Source organism: Novosphingobium aerophilum (assembly GCF_014230305.1).
Taxonomy (GTDB): Bacteria; Pseudomonadota; Alphaproteobacteria; order Sphingomonadales; family Sphingomonadaceae; genus Novosphingobium; species Novosphingobium aerophilum.
Genome location: NZ_JACLAU010000054.1, coordinates 1 through 16,544, shown reverse-complemented (window position 1 = coordinate 16,544; position 16,544 = coordinate 1). Strand labels below are relative to the sequence as shown.

General features: G+C 68.8%; 14 protein-coding genes. 10 read left to right on the top strand and 4 right to left on the bottom strand.

Going from position 1 to position 16,544, the window contains the following annotated elements; all coding sequences use genetic code 11:
* Positions 1–1,301, top strand: a 1,301-nt coding sequence (locus tag H7F49_RS17820; protein WP_268958989.1) for a malectin domain-containing carbohydrate-binding protein, incomplete at its 5' end; no start/stop codon positions are given.
* Between the two features lie 90 nt (positions 1,302–1,391).
* On the opposite strand, the gene H7F49_RS17815 is transcribed toward H7F49_RS17820, so the two are convergent.
* Positions 1,392–2,090, bottom strand: coding sequence for a Crp/Fnr family transcriptional regulator (locus H7F49_RS17815; RefSeq protein ID WP_185684915.1), 699 nt, complete (start codon positions 2,088–2,090; stop codon positions 1,392–1,394).
* An 81-nt stretch (positions 2,091–2,171) separates the two neighbouring features.
* Between H7F49_RS17815 and H7F49_RS17810 the strand changes: the two genes are divergently transcribed.
* From H7F49_RS17810 to H7F49_RS17800, 3 genes are read left to right on the top strand one after another with little or no spacing between them, the layout of a single operon-like run.
* Complete coding sequence (locus H7F49_RS17810) at positions 2,172–4,007, top strand: acyclic terpene utilization AtuA family protein (protein ID WP_185684914.1); 1,836 nt, start codon at positions 2,172–2,174, stop codon at positions 4,005–4,007.
* A 1-nt stretch (position 4,008) separates the two neighbouring features.
* Positions 4,009–4,815, top strand: a complete 807-nt coding sequence (locus H7F49_RS17805) for a Coq4 family protein (protein ID WP_185684913.1) — start codon at positions 4,009–4,011, stop codon at positions 4,813–4,815.
* Positions 4,806–5,588, top strand: coding sequence for a class II aldolase/adducin family protein (locus H7F49_RS17800; protein ID WP_185684912.1), 783 nt, complete (start codon positions 4,806–4,808; stop codon positions 5,586–5,588). Before H7F49_RS17805 ends, H7F49_RS17800 begins: the two co-directional genes overlap by 10 nt.
* 211 nt (positions 5,589–5,799) lie before the next feature.
* Here the strand turns inward: H7F49_RS17800 and H7F49_RS17795 are convergent, their stop codons facing one another.
* The gene (locus H7F49_RS17795; RefSeq protein ID WP_185684911.1) at positions 5,800–6,234 is read right to left on the bottom strand and encodes a MerR family transcriptional regulator; all 435 of its coding nucleotides are present in this window, start codon (positions 6,232–6,234) and stop codon (positions 5,800–5,802) included.
* Between the two features lie 85 nt (positions 6,235–6,319).
* A complete protein-coding gene (locus H7F49_RS17790; protein ID WP_328806849.1) occupies positions 6,320–7,939 on the bottom strand; it encodes a long-chain-fatty-acid--CoA ligase in 1,620 nt (539 codons plus the stop codon).
* A gap of 510 nt (positions 7,940–8,449) precedes the next feature.
* On the opposite strand from H7F49_RS17790, the gene H7F49_RS17785 reads away from it, so the two are divergent.
* From H7F49_RS17785 to H7F49_RS17760, 6 genes are all read left to right on the top strand, one after another.
* Positions 8,450–9,586, top strand: coding sequence for a thiolase family protein (locus H7F49_RS17785; RefSeq protein WP_185684910.1), 1,137 nt, complete (start codon positions 8,450–8,452; stop codon positions 9,584–9,586).
* A complete protein-coding gene (locus H7F49_RS17780; RefSeq protein ID WP_185684909.1) occupies positions 9,583–11,907 on the top strand; it encodes a 3-hydroxyacyl-CoA dehydrogenase/enoyl-CoA hydratase family protein in 2,325 nt (774 codons plus the stop codon). Before H7F49_RS17785 ends, H7F49_RS17780 begins: the two co-directional genes overlap by 4 nt.
* A 12-nt stretch (positions 11,908–11,919) precedes the next feature.
* Positions 11,920–13,710 carry an acyl-CoA dehydrogenase C-terminal domain-containing protein gene (locus H7F49_RS17775; RefSeq protein WP_185684908.1) on the top strand — a complete coding sequence of 597 codons (1,791 nt, stop codon included), beginning with the start codon at positions 11,920–11,922 and terminating at the stop codon, positions 13,708–13,710.
* A gap of 28 nt (positions 13,711–13,738) precedes the next feature.
* A complete protein-coding gene (locus H7F49_RS17770; RefSeq protein ID WP_185684907.1) occupies positions 13,739–14,491 on the top strand; it encodes an electron transfer flavoprotein subunit beta/FixA family protein in 753 nt (250 codons plus the stop codon).
* Between the two features lie 105 nt (positions 14,492–14,596).
* Positions 14,597–15,526: an electron transfer flavoprotein subunit alpha/FixB family protein gene (locus H7F49_RS17765; RefSeq protein ID WP_185684906.1), complete on the top strand. Its 930-nt coding sequence runs from the start codon at positions 14,597–14,599 to the stop codon at positions 15,524–15,526.
* Between the two features lie 7 nt (positions 15,527–15,533).
* Complete coding sequence (locus tag H7F49_RS17760) at positions 15,534–15,968, top strand: PaaI family thioesterase (RefSeq protein WP_185684905.1); 435 nt, start codon at positions 15,534–15,536, stop codon at positions 15,966–15,968.
* Between the two features lie 242 nt (positions 15,969–16,210).
* On the opposite strand, the gene H7F49_RS17755 is transcribed toward H7F49_RS17760, so the two are convergent.
* The coding region (locus tag H7F49_RS17755; protein WP_185684904.1) for an IS30 family transposase at positions 16,211–16,544 on the bottom strand (334 nt) is incomplete at its 5' end.

The following is a 16,544-nucleotide window of genomic DNA, read 5'->3' as shown; positions in this document are numbered from 1 at the left end:
CCGGGACGCCGCCCGATCCCCTGCCGCTGCTGCGCGAGCTCGATCAGCTCGCCCGCGCGCTCGATCCGTCGCGCCCCTCGGCGCTGGCCACCTGCTGCGAGGGCCGCGCCTTCGATCCGGGGGTCGAGGTGCCGATCACCGCCCCGGTGGTCCAGTTGGGCGGGACCAACCGCTACTACGGCTGGTACTACGGCAAGCCGACCGACCTGGGCCCCGCGCTCGATGCCCTGCGCGCGGCGCGTCCGTGGCAGCCGCTGGCCCTGACCGAATACGGCGCGGGCGGGGCGACCACGCTCCACACCGACAATCCGCTGGCCTCACCGCCGGACTCGCGCGGGCGCAAGCAGCCCGAGGAGGTCGAGAGCCTGGTTCACGAGATCAACTGGCAGGCGATCAAGGCGCGCCCCTGGCTGGGCGCCTCATGGCTGTGGGTCGCCTTCGACTTTGCCACCACGGTCCGGCGCGAGGGCGATGCCGACGATCTCAACACCAAGGGCCTGGTCACTTACGACCGCAAGACGCGCAAGGACGCGTACCACTTCTACAAGGCCAACTGGACGCGCACGCCCACCCTGCACATCACCGGGCGGCGCTATGTCGACCGGGCCTATCCGGTGACCGACGTCAAGGTTTACACTAATGCCGCCGCCCCGCGGCTGTCGCTCAACGGCCGCGCCGTCGCGACCGCTCCGCATTGCGACACTGGAACCTGCGTGTGGCGTGACGTGCGCCTGGTGCCAGGCCGCAATGTGCTGGTCGCAAGCGGCACCGTTGCGGGCAAGGCCGTGAGCGATCGGGTGGAATGGCAGCTCGATCCCGCTCAGGCCCGTGCGATGCGGATCGACGCCGGCGCCCTGCTCGCGGCCAAGGGCAGCACGGGCCGGTTCGGCTCGGACACCTTCTTCACCGGCGGTGATGCGGCCAGCCTCGACAAGCCCGCCGACTACGGCAAGCCCGAGGTCCCGACGCCGGTCGCCGGCACCCCGGACCGGGACATTGTCGCGACCTATCGGCGCGGGACCTTCGCTTACCGCGTCCCGCTGGCCCAGGGCCGCTACCGGGTGCGCCTGACCTTCGTCGAACCCTCGGCCGCACCCGGTGAACGGGTGTTCGATGTGGTGGCCAACGGGCAGGTGCTGTTCCCGGCGGTCGACATCGCGGCCCGCGCCGGGGCGGCCAAGACCGCGCTGGTGCAGTCGGCAGAGGTTGGCGTCGCGGGCGATGGCCTGACGCTCCAGTTCCGTCCGCAACGCGGGGAGGCGGTGCTCTCGGCCGTCGAGATCGAATCCGTCGACCGCTGAGCCCCCGGAACGCTGTGGCTCACGCCCCGACCCCCTGCGCGTGAGGGGCGTCAGGGCGGGACTGCAGATCCAGCCCCGGATGGACCGCGGTCAGCCGGAGATGATCCGCTGCAGCGCGGCCCGGTCGAGCAGCCTTATGCACCCATAGCCAAGCGCGATCAGCCCCGACCGGGCCAGGGCGGAGAGGTGATGATTGGCGGTCTTGCGGGTCAGCCCGGCCATTTCGCCGAGCAGCTCCTGGCTGATGCGGATCACCGGAGCCTCAGCGGTATCGGGTTCGGCCCGGCGCTCCGCAGCCGCCAGCAGCCGCGCCACCAGCCGCTCGCGCGGGCCGAGGGCAACCGTTTCGGCCGCCAACTGCAGCACGCTGCGCATATTGGCATAGGTGAAGTCGGCAATCGCCCGCCACAGCTCGGGTCGATGCGCCGCAACGCGGTCAAGCGCGGCCTCGGTCAGCTCGAGCAGGATCGTCGGTTCGACGCAGACCGCCGTGACGAGGCGCGGCCCTCCGCTGAACCGGGTGGCATGGCCCAGCACCGCTCCGGGCGAGACCAGCCCGATCATCACCGTGCGATCGCCCGGCGCGGCGCAGTACGAATGGAGCTGCCCCGCGATCACCACCACCAGCCCGCCGCGATCATCGCCCTCGGCCTGGGCCCATTCGCCGATCGCCCGCCGCACCAGCCGGCCCTCGGCGAGCAGCCGCTCGCCCAGTTCGGGCGGATAGGCCCGCAGCCACGGAGCCTGCCGCAGCACCTCGCGGGTTTGAGAGGGAGTCGTTCCGGTCATGGCATCAATTGTAACGAGCGTAACAGTCGTTGACGAGGGGCGGGCGTAGCATGGTCCCGACAAGCCGAACGGGAGAGTGCCATGGCGAGCGGAGCGGGCGACAAGGTGGTGCGCATCGGCGGAGCGACGGCCTCGTTCTCGGACACGGCCCTGTCGGTGCCGCAACTGCTCGCGGGCGGTCGGCTCGATTACCTGATCTTCGATTACCTCGCGGAAGGATCGATGGGCCTGTTCGGGCGGATGCAGGCGGCCAACCCGGCTGCGGGCTTCGGCACCGATTTCCTGACGGTCCACGTCGGCCCGCACCTGCGCGAGATCGCCGCCCGGGGGGTGAGGGTGGTGGCCAATGCCGGCGGGGTGAACCCGGCGGGGCTGGCCGCCGCGCTGGAGGCCGCCATCGCCGAACAGGGCCTGGCCCTGCGGGTGGCCCATGTCGACGGGGACGATCTGCAACCGCTGCTGCCAACACTGCGCTCGCAGGGGCTGCCCGACATGTTCACCGGCGCACCGCTGCCGGATCCCGTGATCAGCGCCAACGCCTATCTCGGCGCCTTCCCGATCGCGGCGGCGCTGGCTGCCGGCGCCGACATTGTCGTGACCGGCCGGGTGGTCGACAGCGCGCTTGCGCTTGGCCCCTTGATCCATGAATTCGGCTGGACCGCCGACGAGCACGATCTGCTCGCCGCCGGGACCCTGGCCGGGCACTTGCTCGAATGCGGGGCGCAGGTCACCGGGGGGACCTTCACCGACTGGCGCGACGTGCCAGACTGGGCCGAGATCGGCTATCCGATCGGCGAGTGCCATGCCGACGGCACCCTGGTCATCACCAAGCCGGAGGGCACCGGCGGCCTCGTTTCGGTCGGCACCGTGGCCGAGCAGCTGCTTTACGAGGTGGGCGATCCGGCCGATTACATCGTGGCCGATGTCCGCTGCGATTTCGCCGGGGTGCGGCTCGAACAGGTCGGCCCCGATCGGGTGCGGGTCAGCGGGGCCCGCGGCCATCCGCCGACGCCCCGCTACAAGACCTGCATCACCTTCGACCAGGGCTGGCGCTGCACCGCTTACCAGCCGATCATCGGCGAGGAGGCCGCCGCCAAGGCCGCCCGCCAGGCCGATGCCCTGTTCGCCCGGGCCCGCCGCCTGCTGAGCGCGGCCGGCCTGCCCGATTTCACCCGCACCGAAACGGTGATGATCGGCGGCGAGGCCAGCTTCGGGGCCCATGGCCGCTACACCGACACCCGCGAACTGATCTGCAAGCTGGTGGCCGATCACCCGACCCGCACCGGTGCCGAGATCTTCGCCCGCGAACAGTGGGCGGCGATCTCGGGCATGGCGGTGGGCACCTCGATCAACCTGGCCACCACCGTCCTGCCGCTGACCGGCATTCACCTGGGGCTGGTCGACAAGGCGCGGGTCATGCCGCGGATGACGATCGGCGGCCAGGCGACGCCTATTCCAGCGGCCGCGGGCGAGGAGGGGCAACCGCCTGCGGTGCCGGTCCCGAACGCCGCCCCCGGGACGGCACCCGCTTCCTCGGACGCCGTCAGCGTCGATCTGGTCCGGCTCGCCTGGGTGCGCAGTGGCGACAAGGGGCATCTGTTCAACGTTGCCGTGATCGCCCGCGATCCCGCCTGGCTCCCGGCCCTGGCCGCCGCGCTCACCCCGGAGGCGGTGGCGGGTTGGTATGCCCACCTGGGCCCCGATGGCCAGCCACCGCGCGTGGAACGTCACTTCGCGCCGGGGCTCAACGCGCTCAACTTCGTGGTTCACGATGCCCTGACCGGCGGGATCAATGCCAGCACCCGGCTCGATGCCGCGGCCAAGGGCATGGGGCAGATGCTGCTGCGTTTCCCCGTTCCGCTCGCGCCGGACCTGCTCGACCGGCTGGCGCCCTCCCACCTGGCCGAGGAGACCTGACATGGCCGACTACTCCTACCTGATGCGCGGGATCGTCCCGGTCGCCACCGAAAGCAGCGTGCTGGTCAGCTCGTCGCGCTATCTCAACGATCCTCGCGTGCGCGATTGGGTCGCCACGCACCTGCTTCGCCGCAACGGCCCGGATGTGCCCACGCCGTCGGATTCGATCCAACTGGTCCAGATCCTGCGCGAGGTGCAGGACATCGACCGGATCAACGCCCTGCTCGCCGCCGAGCGTGCCCGCAATCCCGCACTGGACGCCTGGTTCCGCGAGGGCTTCGTCTCGACCTTCCAGACCGCCGATCTCGCCCACTATGCCCCCGATACGGTGGGCGGCATCTTCTACGCACAACTGACCGACAAGAACCTGCAGGTCGACATTGTCCCGCCCTTCGAGCCGCGCAACGATTTCGAGTACTTCCAGCTCCGCGCCGGGCAGACCCATGATCTCGAGCATATCATCGGCGGCGGCGGGTTCGATTTCATCGGTGAACTGGTGCCCTACTACATGCGGCTGGCCAACCTGTTCGTCCATCTCGATCCCGAACTGGCCGGTGAACTCTCGGCTTTCTCGATCCTGGGTTCGACCCGCATCCTGACCCGGGCGGTGCTGCACTATCCGCAGACCTGGCTGGTGACGCTCGACGCGCTGGAACGCGGCGCAACGGTCGGGCGTCAGTCCGATCCGATCTACCTGATGCGCTATGAGGACGTGTTTCACCTGCCGCTGGACGAGGCGCGCGCCGCGCTGGGCATCCGCGGCGCCCGGTTCGCGGATACGGCGGAGGCCTCGGCCCAATGGAACTGAACCCACCCGCGGCCGAGCGCCGGATCCCGACACTCGCCGAACTGGCCCCGCGCCCCGGACGGCGCCCGCTGCTGCCTGCGCTGACCGCGCGGCAGGAACTGGCCCTGCTGTGCCGGACGCTCCACCGCGAGGGTTACGACGATCACATCGCGGGGCACATCACCCTGGCCGAGCCGGACGGGACCTTCCTGGTCAACCCGTGGGAGCTGGCCTGGGACGAGCTGACCGCGTCGGACATCATCCGCGTCGATCGCGCCGGGCAGGTGATCGAGGGCGACTGGAACGTGACCCCAGCCATCGGCCTGCATCTGGCGGTCCACCAGCGCCGGCATGACCTGCGGGTGGTGATCCACAACCATTCCCGCTGGGGCTCGGTCTGGGCCGCAACCGGACGGGTCCCGCCGATCTACGACCAGACCTCGGGCCAGGTCGCGGACGATCCGGTGCTCTACGACGAGTACGCCGGCACCGTGGACGGCGCGGGCGAGGCCCAGGCCGCCGCTGCCGCGCTGGGCGAGGGCAAGTGGGCCCTGCTGAAGAACCACGGCGTCTTTTTGGTCGCGCGCGACATCCGCCAGGCGCATCTGCGCGCCATCACGCTGGAGCACCGGTGCCGCATCGCCTGGCAGGTGGAGACGCTGGGGGGAGGGCAGCCGATCACCAACCCGGCCAGCCTGCGCGTGGTCAGCCTGTCCGACGATTGGGGTATGCCGTTCCTGTGGGAAGCCATGGCCCGGCGGGAAATCCGCCGCGATCCGAACGTGCTGGACTGAGCCTTCGGGGGCCTGGCACGGTCAATCGTGCGAGCCGCCCTCACTCGGCATCGGCCGAACTCTTCGTGCTGGCCGTCGCGTTGCTGGCTGCCGGGCAGGGGCAACCGGGATCGGTCTGTGCATCGTTCGACATCCCAGGCCAACGGGTAAGGCCATGCCATCCGGCCCGGGCTTGGCCGAGGGACGCGCGGCAGGCAGTTGGGGCGACCCGTTACCGGCCGCGCCCGGGCTGCCGCAGCCAGGCCAGCGCCTCGGCCTCGATGCTGGTCAACTCCTCGATCGTCAGGTCCAGCGCGTCACGCTGCTTCTTCAGGTCCACCAGCCGCTCGCGCACCCGGGCGGCCAGCCGCTCCATCTGCTCCAGATGTTCGGGATCGGCATCGTAAAGATCAAGGAACTCCTTGATCTCACGGATCGAAAAGCCCAGCCGCTTGCCCCGCAGGATGAGCTGGATCCGGGCCACCTCGCGGCGCGAATAGATCCGCCGGTTGCCGATCCGCTGCGGATCGATCAGTCCTTCGTTCTCGTAGAACCGCAGGGTCCTGAGCGTGATGCCCAGCTCCTGCGCCACGTCCTGGATGCCCTGGACCCCGTCCTCGCGGTCGCGCGGCGTGGGTGCGGCGGCGCGCTGATCAGGCAGCGTCATGACAGGTCAGATCGTATCGGCGCATCGCTTGCCGTCCTTCGGTGCAGTGTCGCGCCGCCGCCCTAGCGCGACGGTGGACGTTACGTCACGCGGTGTTTTTCCGCGCTTCTTCCTCGACCAGTTCCTTCTTCGACAGCTTGCCGATCATGGTCTTGGGCAGACTGTCACGCACTTCGATGTCCTTGGGCAGTTCGATCTTGCTGAGCCGTTCGGCCAGGAATGCGCGCAGGTCCTCCACGCTTACAGCACCGGGCTCGTGCAGGGCGACGAACAGCTTGGGCGCCTGGCCGCGATACTTGTCGGTCACGCCGATCGCGACGGCCTCCTTGATCGCCGGGTGCTGATAAGTCGCCTCCTCGATCACGCGCGGATAGACGTTGTAGCCGCCGCACAGGATCACGTCCTTGATCCGGTCGACCAGGAAGAGATAGCCGTCCTCGTCCAGATAGCCGATGTCGCCGGTGCGCAGGGCGCCGTCCATCAGCACGGCGCGGGTGTCGTCCTCGCGCTGCCAGTAACCCTTCATCACCTGCGGCCCGCGTGCCCAGACCTCGCCCCGCTCGCCCTGGGGCAGCAGGCGGGTCGGGTCGGCCGGATCGCGGATTTCCAGCACGGTGCCGGGGAAGGCGGGCCCGCAGCTATTGGCCTTGAGCCTGCCGTCGAACGGGTTGCAGGCGATGATCGGAGAGCTTTCCGACAGGCCATAGCCTTCCACCACCTGGCACCCGGTCCGCGCCTCGAAGCGTTCGCGCACCTCCAGCGGCAGCGGCGCCCCGCCCGAGATGCACGAGCGAACCGTGGACAGGTCGGGCACGCGATCGTCGGGCAGCTCGTTGATCGCCACGTAGATGGTCGGCACGCCGAAGAACTGGGTCGGCGGCTTGCGCTTCATGGTCTTGAGCACCTGCGCCATCTCGAAGCGCGGCAGCAGCACCATCTCGGTCGCGGTCTCGACCGAGAAGTTGAGCACGGTGGTCAGGGCGAAGACATGGAACATGGGCAGGACGCCCAGCACGCGGCAACGGTCGGGCAGCAGGCCTTCGACATGCCTGACCATCTGGGCGCTGTTGGCGGTCAGGTTGGCATGGGTCAGCATGGCCCCCTTGGGCACGCCGGTGGTCCCGCCGGTGTACTGCAGCACCGCGACATCGTCGGGCGACTGGTCGACCGGGTGGGGCGAGGGTGGGGCGGCCAGCAGGTCGCGCAACCGCAGATGCAGCGCCGGGTCGGTGATGGTCGCGTGCTCGGCCCGCTTGAACAGGGCGAAGCCGAGCCCCATCAGGCGGGGCAGCATGCCCCGCATCTCGCACAGGACGATCGTGTCGATCCCGCTGCGCGCGGCCACGGCTTCCACCTTGTCGTGAATCATCGCGACATCGGGCACGGCGATCATCCGGGTGCCGGAATCGCGGATCTGATGTTCCAGCTCGCGCTCGGTATAGAGCGGGTTGAAGTTGACCACGATCGCCCCGACGCGCAGCGCGGCGAAGTACAGCACGACGAAAGCGGGGCAGTTGGGCAGGCACAGCCCGAAGCGGTCCCCGGGACGCAGGCCCCGGTCCTGCAGTCCCCGCGCGGCGCGCTGCACCATGTCGGCCAGATCGCCATAGGTCCAGGTCCGCCCATAGAAGTCGATCGCGAGGCGCCCGGGATGGGCGCGCGCCGCCCCGTCGAGCAGTTCGGTGATCAGGCGGGGGCGGGCCACCTCCCAGGATACTGGCCAGGATGCTGGCCGGGAAGCGGGATCGGGGGCAGCGGCCTGCTCGAACAGCACTCTGGCATCTCCTCAGGGGTCGTTCGACCGGGTCTTCGCGCCCGCCGCGCCGATCGGGCGGACAGGGTCCCGCCCTGACCCGACAGCGAGTCGCACGGTCATACTCACGGATGACGTATTGGTAAGTCAAGGGCTCTATACGGCATTTGGATCACGGAGGGCGCTTGCCCCCTTCCGTCTTGCCCGGACTGTGGCATGATGGGGTGTCGGCCGGGCCGCCAATGGGCGCCTACGATCTGTTACAATGCAGACAATATTGAGCCATTTCCGGCGAGAGCCGATGGGTTTGGGTTTTGCCCGGCGAGACGGGCCACAGCCCCGGGTCAGGTTGTTAAAAGAGCCCGGACGGTGGGCGAGGATGAAAATTTTCGTTGACGTATACGTCAGCTTTGGCACCATTAGGTCATTCCAAGTTCCGATTCCCTGGAGAGGCTTCGATCGATGCGTAACGTGGTCATCGTGGGCTATGCCCGTTCCCCCTTCCATCTCGCCGGCAAGGGCGCCCTGGCGCGCGTGCGTCCCGACGATCTGGCCGCGCAGGTGATCCGCGGCCTGATCGAGCGGACCGGGGTCAAGGCGGAAGACATCGAGGATATCGTGATGGGCTGTGCCTTCCCCGAAGGCGAGCAGGGCTTCAACATCGCTCGCCTGGTTGGCCTCCTGGCCGATCTGCCGCTGTCGGTCGGCGGGATGACGGTCAACCGCTTCTGCGGATCCTCGATGAGCTCGGTCCACATCGCTGCCGGCCAGATCCAGCTCGGCGCGGGCGAGGTGTTCATCTGCGCCGGCGTCGAATCGATGAGCCGGGTGCCGATGATGGGCTTCAACCCGCTGCCGAACCCGGCGCTCGCCAAGAAGAGCGCGGCCTACATGGGCATGGGTGAAACCGCCGAAAACGTGGCCAGCAAGTACCAGATCACCCGCGCCCAGCAGGAGGCCTTTGCCGTCGCCAGCCAGGACAAGGCCGCCGCCGCCATCGCCGCGGGCAAGCTGGCGGACGAGATCGTGCCGATCCAGGCCAAGGGCGGCGTGGTCGATGCCGACGGAACCCCGCGCCCCGGCACCACCGCCGAGGCGCTAGCCGGGCTCAAGCCGGCCTTCAGCAAGGACGGCACCGTCACCGCCGGAACCTCGTCGCCGCTGACCGACGGGGCCAGCGCCGTGCTGGTCGCCAGCGAGGACTATGCCCGGGCCCATGGCCTGCCGATCCTGGCCCGGATCAAGTCCGTCGCGATCTCCGGCTGCCAGCCCGAGATCATGGGGATCGGACCGGTCGAGGCGAGCCGCAAGGCGCTGAAGCGCGCCGGGATCGAGGCGGGCCAGCTCGACGTGGTCGAACTGAACGAGGCTTTCGCCAGCCAGTCGCTGGCCTGCATCGCCGACCTCGGGCTCGATGCCGCCAAGGTCAATCTGGATGGCGGCGCGATCGCCATCGGTCACCCGCTGGGCGCCACCGGTGCGCGCATCGTCGGCAAGGCCGCGGCGCTGCTGCAGCGCGAGGGTGGCAGCTATGCGCTCGCCACCCAGTGCATCGGCGGCGGGCAGGGCATCGCCACCGTGCTGGAGGCCGTGCGATGAGCGGAGCCGACGCCATCAGGAAGGTCTGCGTGATCGGCGCCGGCACGATGGGCGCCGGAATCGCCGCGCAGGTGGCCAATGCCGGGATCCCGGTGCTGCTGCTCGACATCCTGCCCCGGGAGGGTGACGATCGCGATGCCGTGGCCAAGGGCGCCGTGGCCAAGATGCTCAAGACCGATCCCGCCCCCTTCATGTCGAAGGCGGCGGCCAAGCTGGTCGAGACCGGCAATATCGAGGATCACCTCGACAAGGCCGCCGAATGCGACTGGATCGTCGAGGCGATCGTCGAGCGGCTGGACATCAAGCAGGCGCTTTATGCCCGGCTGGAAGCGGTCAAGCGCCCGGGCACGGCGGTGTCGTCCAACACCTCGACCATTCCGCTGAACGCGCTGGTCGACGGGCGGGGTGAGCAGTTCCGCAAGGACTTCCTGATCACCCACTTCTTCAACCCGCCGCGCTACATGCGCCTGATCGAGATCGTCCGCGGCACCGAGACCGATGCCGGTGTGGCCGGCCGGGTCGAGGATTTCGTCGACCGCATGCTGGGCAAGCGCGTGGTGCCGACCAAGGACACCCCCGGCTTCATCGCCAACCGCATCGGCACTTACTGGCTGGCCGTGGCGGTCAACGCCGCGATCGACCAGGGCCTGACCATCGAGGAGGCCGACCAGATCGGCGGCAAGCCGATGGGCGTGCCCAAGACCGGGATCTTCGGCCTGATCGACCTGGTCGGGGTCGATCTGATGCCGCTGCTGACCAAGAGCCTGACCTCCACCCTGCCTGCCGGCGATCCCTATTTCGACACTGTGCGGCCCATGCCGATGGTCGATGCGATGATCGCCTCAGGCTATACCGGGCGCAAGGGCAAGGGCGGGTTCTACGCCTTCGACAAGGCGACCAAGACCAAGCAGTCGCGCGATCTGGCGACGGGCGAGTTCCGCGCCACCATCAAGCCCGCACCGCTGCCCCCCGGCACCGAGAAGGACCTCGCGGCCCTGGTCAGCGCACCGGGCAAGGTCGGGGCCTATGCCTGGGAAGTCCTGGGCAAGGTGCTGGGCTATGCCGCCGACCTGGTGGGCGTCGTGGCGGACGACGTGGTCGCGATCGATGACGCGATGAAGCTGGGCTACAACTGGCAATACGGGCCGTTCGAGCTGATCGACCGCCTGGGTCCGGGCCAGCTCGCCGCGCGGCTGGCGGCCGAGGGGCGCAAGGTTCCGGTGATCCTCCAGACCGCGGGCGAGCGGCCGTTCTACCGGGTGGAGGAGGGCAAGCGCCAGTTCCTCGGCACCGACGGCGCCTATCACGACGTGGTCCGGCCGGCGGGCGTGCTGCTGCTCGAGGACATCAAGCTGGCCGGCAAGCCGATCATCAAGAACGGGTCCGCCGCGCTGTGGGATGTCGGTGACGGGGTCGTCGCGCTGGAATTCACCGGCAAGATGAACGCGCTCGATGCCGATGTCATGGCGCTGATCGGCCAGACCATCCCGCTGGTGCAAGAGAAGTACAAGGCCCTGGTGATCTACAACGAGGGCAGCAACTTCTCGGCCGGGGCCAACCTGGGCCTGGCCATGTTCGCGGTCAACATCGCGGCTTGGAGCGAGATCGAAAAGCTGACCAAGGGCGGCCAGGATGCCTACCTCGCGCTCAAGTACGCGCCGTTCCCGGTGGTCGGTGCGCCGGCCGGGCTGGCGCTGGGCGGCGGCTGCGAGGTGCTGCTGCACAGCGATGCCATCCAGGCCCACGCCGAAAGCTACATCGGCCTGGTCGAATGCGGCGTCGGCCTGATCCCCGGCTGGGGCGGCTGCGGCGAGATGATCGATCGCTGGCGGCACAACCCGATGCTGCCCAAGGGGCCGATGCCCGCCGTCGCCAAGGTGTTCGAGCTGATCTCGACCGCGACGGTCGCCAAGTCGGCCGCCGAGGCGAAGGAGCTGGGCTTCCTGCGGCCCACCGACGGCGTGTCGATGAACCGCGATCGCCTGCTGGCCGATGCCAAGGCCCGCGCGCTTGCGCTGGCGGAGGGGTACGAACCCCCGCAGCCGCCCGAGTTCCGCCTGCCCGGCGCGGGCGGCAAGGCGGCGCTGACCCTGGCGGTCAAGGGCTTCCAGGCCCAGGGCCTCGCCACCCCCTACGACGGGGTGGTGGCCGATGCCCTGGCCGATATCCTGACCGGCGGCGAGGCCGATCTGGTCGATGTCCTGACCGAGGCCGACATGCGCGCGCTCGAACGCCAGTCCTTCATGAAACTCGTGCGCGATCCGCGCAGCCAGGCGCGGGTCGAGCACATGCTCGAAACCGGCAAGCCGCTGCGGAACTGATGGGAACCCACCATGCAAGTCTATGACGCCCCCCTGCGCGACATGCGCTTCGTGCTCAACGAACTGTACAGCGACGACGGCTTCGGCGCCCTGCCGATCCACGCCGAGTTCACCCCGGACCTGACCGACGCGATCCTGGAAGAGGCCGCGAAGTTCTGCCGCGAGGTGCTGCTGCCGCTCAACCGCCCCGGCGACGAGGAAGGCTGCCATCTGGAAAACGGGGTGGTGCGCACCCCGGCCGGCTTCATCGAGGCCTACAAGGCCTTTGCCGAGGGCGGCTGGACCTCGCTCGCCTCGTCGCCCGAATGGGGCGGGCAGGGCGTGCCGGAGGCCGTGGGCAAGCTGGTCGAGGAGATGATCTGTTCGGCCAACCTGTCGTTCGGGCTTTACCCAGGGCTGACTCACGGTGCGGTCTGCGCGATCGAGGGGCACGCCAGCGACGCGCTCAAGGCGGCTTACCTGCCCAAGCTGGTGAGCGGCGAATGGGCCGGGACGATGTGCCTGACCGAGCCGCACTGCGGCACCGACCTGGGTCTGCTGCGCACCCGCGCGGTGCCGCAGGACGATGGCAGCTACAAGGTCAGCGGCGCGAAAATCTTCATTTCGGCGGGCGAGCATGACCTGACCGGCAACATCGTCCACCTGGTGCTGGCGCGGCTCCCCGATGCCCCGCCGGGGATCAAGGGGATCAGCCTGTTCCTGGTGCCGAAGTTCCTGCCCAAGGAGGACGGCACGCCCGGCCCGCGCAACGGGGTGACCTGCGCCGCGATCGAGCACAAGATGGGGCTCAAGGCATCGGCCACCTGCCAGATGCTGTTCGACAATGCCACCGGCTGGCTGGTCGGCGAGCCGCACAAGGGCATGGCGGCGATGTTCACGATGATGAACGCCGAGCGCCTGTCGGTCGGTATCCAGGGGCTGGGCGTGGGCGAGGCGGCCTACCAGTCGGCCGTGTGGTACGCCAAGGACCGGCTGCAGGGCCGTTCGCTCGCCGGGGCGAAGTATCCGGACAAGCCGGCCGATCCGATCATCGTCCACCCGGACGTGCGCCGCATGCTGATGACGATGCGCGCATACAACGAAGGCTGCCGCGCCCTGTCGGGCTGGGTCGCCCGCGCGCTCGACGCCGAGGCCCATTCGCCCGATCCCGAGGTGCGCAAGCGCGCGTCCGACTTCGTCGCGCTGATGACCCCGGTGGTGAAGGCGCTGTTCACCGATCTGGCCTCGGACAGCGCCAACCTGGCGATCCAGTGCTACGGCGGCCACGGCTACATCCGCGAGAGCGGCGTGGAGCAGTACGCCCGCGATGCCCGGATCACGATGATCTACGAAGGGACCAACGGGGTCCAGGCGCTCGATCTGGTCGGGCGCAAGCTGGGGGCCAATATGGGCCGCTATCTGCGCAGCTTCTTCCACCCGGTTTCGCAGTTCATCGAGGAGAACAACGTCGACGGGCCGATGAAGCCGATGGTCGAAGGGCTGGCCAGGGCCTTCGGGGCGCTGCAGCTCTCCACCGCGACCATCGCCCAGCGCGGGATGAAGGATCCGGAAGAAGCGGGCGCCGCCTCGGCCGATTACCTGCGCCTGCTCGGCCTGGTGGCGATGGGCTACTGCTTCGCCAAGTCGACCAAGATCGCCGGGCTCAAGCTGTTCTTCGGAGCCGAGGACAAGGCGTTCTATGACGCCAAGATCAAGACCGCGACCTACTTCTTCGAACGCATCCTGCCCCAGGCGACCGCCAGCTTCCTGGCGATCAAGGCGGGCAAGACGTCGATGATGGCCCTCGCCGACGACGCGTTCTGATCCGGCCCCGCAACGAAAGGACCGACCGATGAAGATCCTCGTGCCCGTGAAGCGGGTGATCGATTACAACGTGAAGCCGCGTGTGAAGTCTGACGGGAGCGGGGTTGACCTTGCGAACGTGAAGATGAGCATGAACCCGTTCGACGAGATTGCGGTGGAAGAAGCGATCCGCCTGAAGGAGAAGGGCGCGGCTTCCGAGATCGTGGCGGTGTCGGTGGGTCCGGCGAAGGCGCAGGAGACGCTGCGCACGGCGCTGGCGATGGGCGCGGACCGGGCGGTGCTGGTGCAGGTCGAGGACGGCGCCGAGGTGGAGCCGCTGGCCGTGGCGAAGATCCTGAAGGCGGTGGCCGACGAGGAGGCGCCGGGCCTGGTGATCTGCGGCAAGCAGGCGATCGATGACGATTCGAACCAGGTCGGGCAGATGCTGGCGGCGCTGCTCGGGCGGCCGCAGGGCACCTTCGCCTCGGCGGTGGTGGTCGAGGGCGATGCGGTGGTGGTGACGCGCGAGGTCGACGGCGGGCTCGAGACCGTGAAGCTCGCGCTGCCGGCGGTGGTGACGACCGACCTGCGCCTGAACGAGCCGCGCTATGCCTCGCTGCCGAACATCATGAAGGCCAAGTCGAAGCCGCTCGCGGTGAAGAGCCCGGCGGATTTCGGCGTCGACGTGACGCCGCGGCTGAAGACGCTGAAGGTGGCCGAGCCGCCGGTGCGTTCGGCCGGGATCAAGGTCCCCGATGTCGACACGCTGGTCGCCAAGCTCAAGGAAATGGGCGTAGCCTGATCACTCACCTTCCTCCGTTCGTGTCGAGCGAAGTCGAGACACGCTGCGCGAGGCATCTCGACTTCGCTCGATGCGAACGGGGATGGGTTGAAAGGAATTGCGAAGATGAACGTTCTCGTCTGGGTCGAACACGACAACGCGTCGGTCAAGGATGCGACGCTGGCGGCGGTCACGGCCGCGGGGCAACTGGGTGAGGTGACCGCGCTGGTCGCCGGCGCGGGCTGCGACGGCGCTGCTGCGGCCGCCGCGCAGATCGCTGGCGTCGCCAAGGTGCTCAAGGCCGATGATGCGGCCTATGCCCATGCGCTGGCCGAGAATGTCGCGCCGCTGATCGTGGCGCTGATGGCCGATTACGACGCCTTCGTCGCGCCGGCGACCAGCCACGGCAAGAACGTGGCGCCGCGCGTCGCCGCGCTGCTCGACGTGATGCAGGTCTCGGAGGTGCTGAGCATCGACGGGCCGAAGACCTTCACCCGCCCGACCTATGCCGGCAATGCCATCGCCACGGTCGAGAGCAGCGACGCCAAGCTGGTGCTGACCGTGCGCGGCACGGCCTTCGCCAAGGCCGCGGCCACGGGCGGCAGCGCGGGCATCGAGGCTGTGTCGGGCACGGGCGATGCGGGCCTGTCCCACTTCGTCGGGGCCGAGATCGCCAAGAGCGAGCGGCCCGAACTGGGCAGCGCCAAGGTGATCGTCTCGGGCGGCCGCGCGCTGAAGGATGCGCAGACCTTCCAGGACGTGATCTTCCCGCTGGCCGACAAGCTCGGCGCGGGCGTCGGCGCGAGCCGCGCGGCGGTCGATGCGGGCTATGTCCCCAACGATTACCAGGTCGGCCAGACCGGCAAGATCGTCGCCCCCGAGGTCTATGTCGCGGTCGGCATCTCGGGCGCGATCCAGCACCTCGCCGGCATGAAGGACTCCAAGACCATCATCGCCATCAACAAGGACGAGGACGCCCCGATCTTCCAGGTCGCCGACATCGGCCTCGTCGGCGACCTCTTCGCCCTGGTGCCGGAGCTGACGGGCAAGCTGTGAGGGCGGCATGACCGGGCTCGAGGAAATCCGCCAACTGATGGCCTCGGGCCTGCGTCCGCCGATGATGGACCTGCTGGGCATGGAACTCGCCGCGGCGGACGAGGGCGAGGTGGTCTTTACCGCCACGCCGACCCGCGCGGTCTACAACCCGCTGGGCATCGTCCATGGCGGGTTTGCCGCGACCATGCTCGATTCGGCCTGCGGGCTGGCGGCGAGCAGCGCCCTGCAGCAGCCGATGGATTGCGTCACGCTGGAACTGAAGGTGGCCTACCACGCGCCCATGCGCGAGGGCGTGGGCGAGCTGCGCGCGATCGGCCGGGTGGTCAGTCTGGGCAGGCGGGTCGCCCACACCGAGGCGCGTCTGGTCGATGCGGCGGACCGGATCTATGCCTCGGCCACCTCGACCCTGCTGGTCTCGCCCCGGAGCAGTGCGGCGGCCTAGGCGCGCGGACCCCTCCTGTGGCAGGCGCACCCGCTTGAGGATTTGCAGATCCTCCCGGCACAGAACACGCGACCACCCCCCATCGTCGCCGCGGCCTTGAGCCGGGGCAGGGCTTGCGTGGCAACGGTTGGGGAAGAACAGCCCTGTCCCGGGTCCCTGAACTTCGTCAGGGCAGGCAAGCCCGGGACGACGAGGGGAGGGGCAGGGTGGATCAACTGCAATGGCCGTTAACGCCGGTGGGTTCAACCGATCGATGCAACGCTCTGGGCGAACTTCTCAGCAGGCGTTTGGTACATCAAGGTTTTTCTCGGCCGCTCGTTGAGCTGTCTGGCGATGGCGCTGAGTTGGGCCTGGCTGAACGTCGATAGGTCGACGCCGTGGGGCAGGTATTGGCGCAGCAGGCGGTTGGTGTTCTCGTTGGTACCGCGTTGCCACGGGCTGTGCGGATCGCAGAAGTAGACTTCTATATCGGTTGCCAGGGTGAAGCGCCGGTGGTCAGCAAGTTCTTTGCCGCGGTCCCAGGTCAGCGACCGGCAGAGGTCTGCGGGCAGCTTGCGCGCCTGCCCGATCAGCGCC

Coding starts and splice junctions, on each gene's coding strand:
- H7F49_RS17800 (WP_185684912.1), top strand. CDS start 4,806: ATGGAACTGAACCCACCCGCGGCCGAGCGCCGGATCCCGACACTCGCC.
- H7F49_RS17785 (WP_185684910.1), top strand. CDS start 8,450: ATGCGTAACGTGGTCATCGTGGGCTATGCCCGTTCCCCCTTCCATCTC.
- H7F49_RS17765 (WP_185684906.1), top strand. CDS start 14,597: ATGAACGTTCTCGTCTGGGTCGAACACGACAACGCGTCGGTCAAGGAT.
- H7F49_RS17770 (WP_185684907.1), top strand. CDS start 13,739: ATGAAGATCCTCGTGCCCGTGAAGCGGGTGATCGATTACAACGTGAAG.
- H7F49_RS17795 (WP_185684911.1), bottom strand. CDS start 6,234: ATGACGCTGCCTGATCAGCGCGCCGCCGCACCCACGCCGCGCGACCGC.
- H7F49_RS17760 (WP_185684905.1), top strand. CDS start 15,534: ATGACCGGGCTCGAGGAAATCCGCCAACTGATGGCCTCGGGCCTGCGT.
- H7F49_RS17810 (WP_185684914.1), top strand. CDS start 2,172: ATGGCGAGCGGAGCGGGCGACAAGGTGGTGCGCATCGGCGGAGCGACG.
- H7F49_RS17775 (WP_185684908.1), top strand. CDS start 11,920: ATGCAAGTCTATGACGCCCCCCTGCGCGACATGCGCTTCGTGCTCAAC.
- H7F49_RS17815 (WP_185684915.1), bottom strand. CDS start 2,090: ATGACCGGAACGACTCCCTCTCAAACCCGCGAGGTGCTGCGGCAGGCT.
- H7F49_RS17805 (WP_185684913.1), top strand. CDS start 4,009: ATGGCCGACTACTCCTACCTGATGCGCGGGATCGTCCCGGTCGCCACC.
- H7F49_RS17780 (WP_185684909.1), top strand. CDS start 9,583: ATGAGCGGAGCCGACGCCATCAGGAAGGTCTGCGTGATCGGCGCCGGC.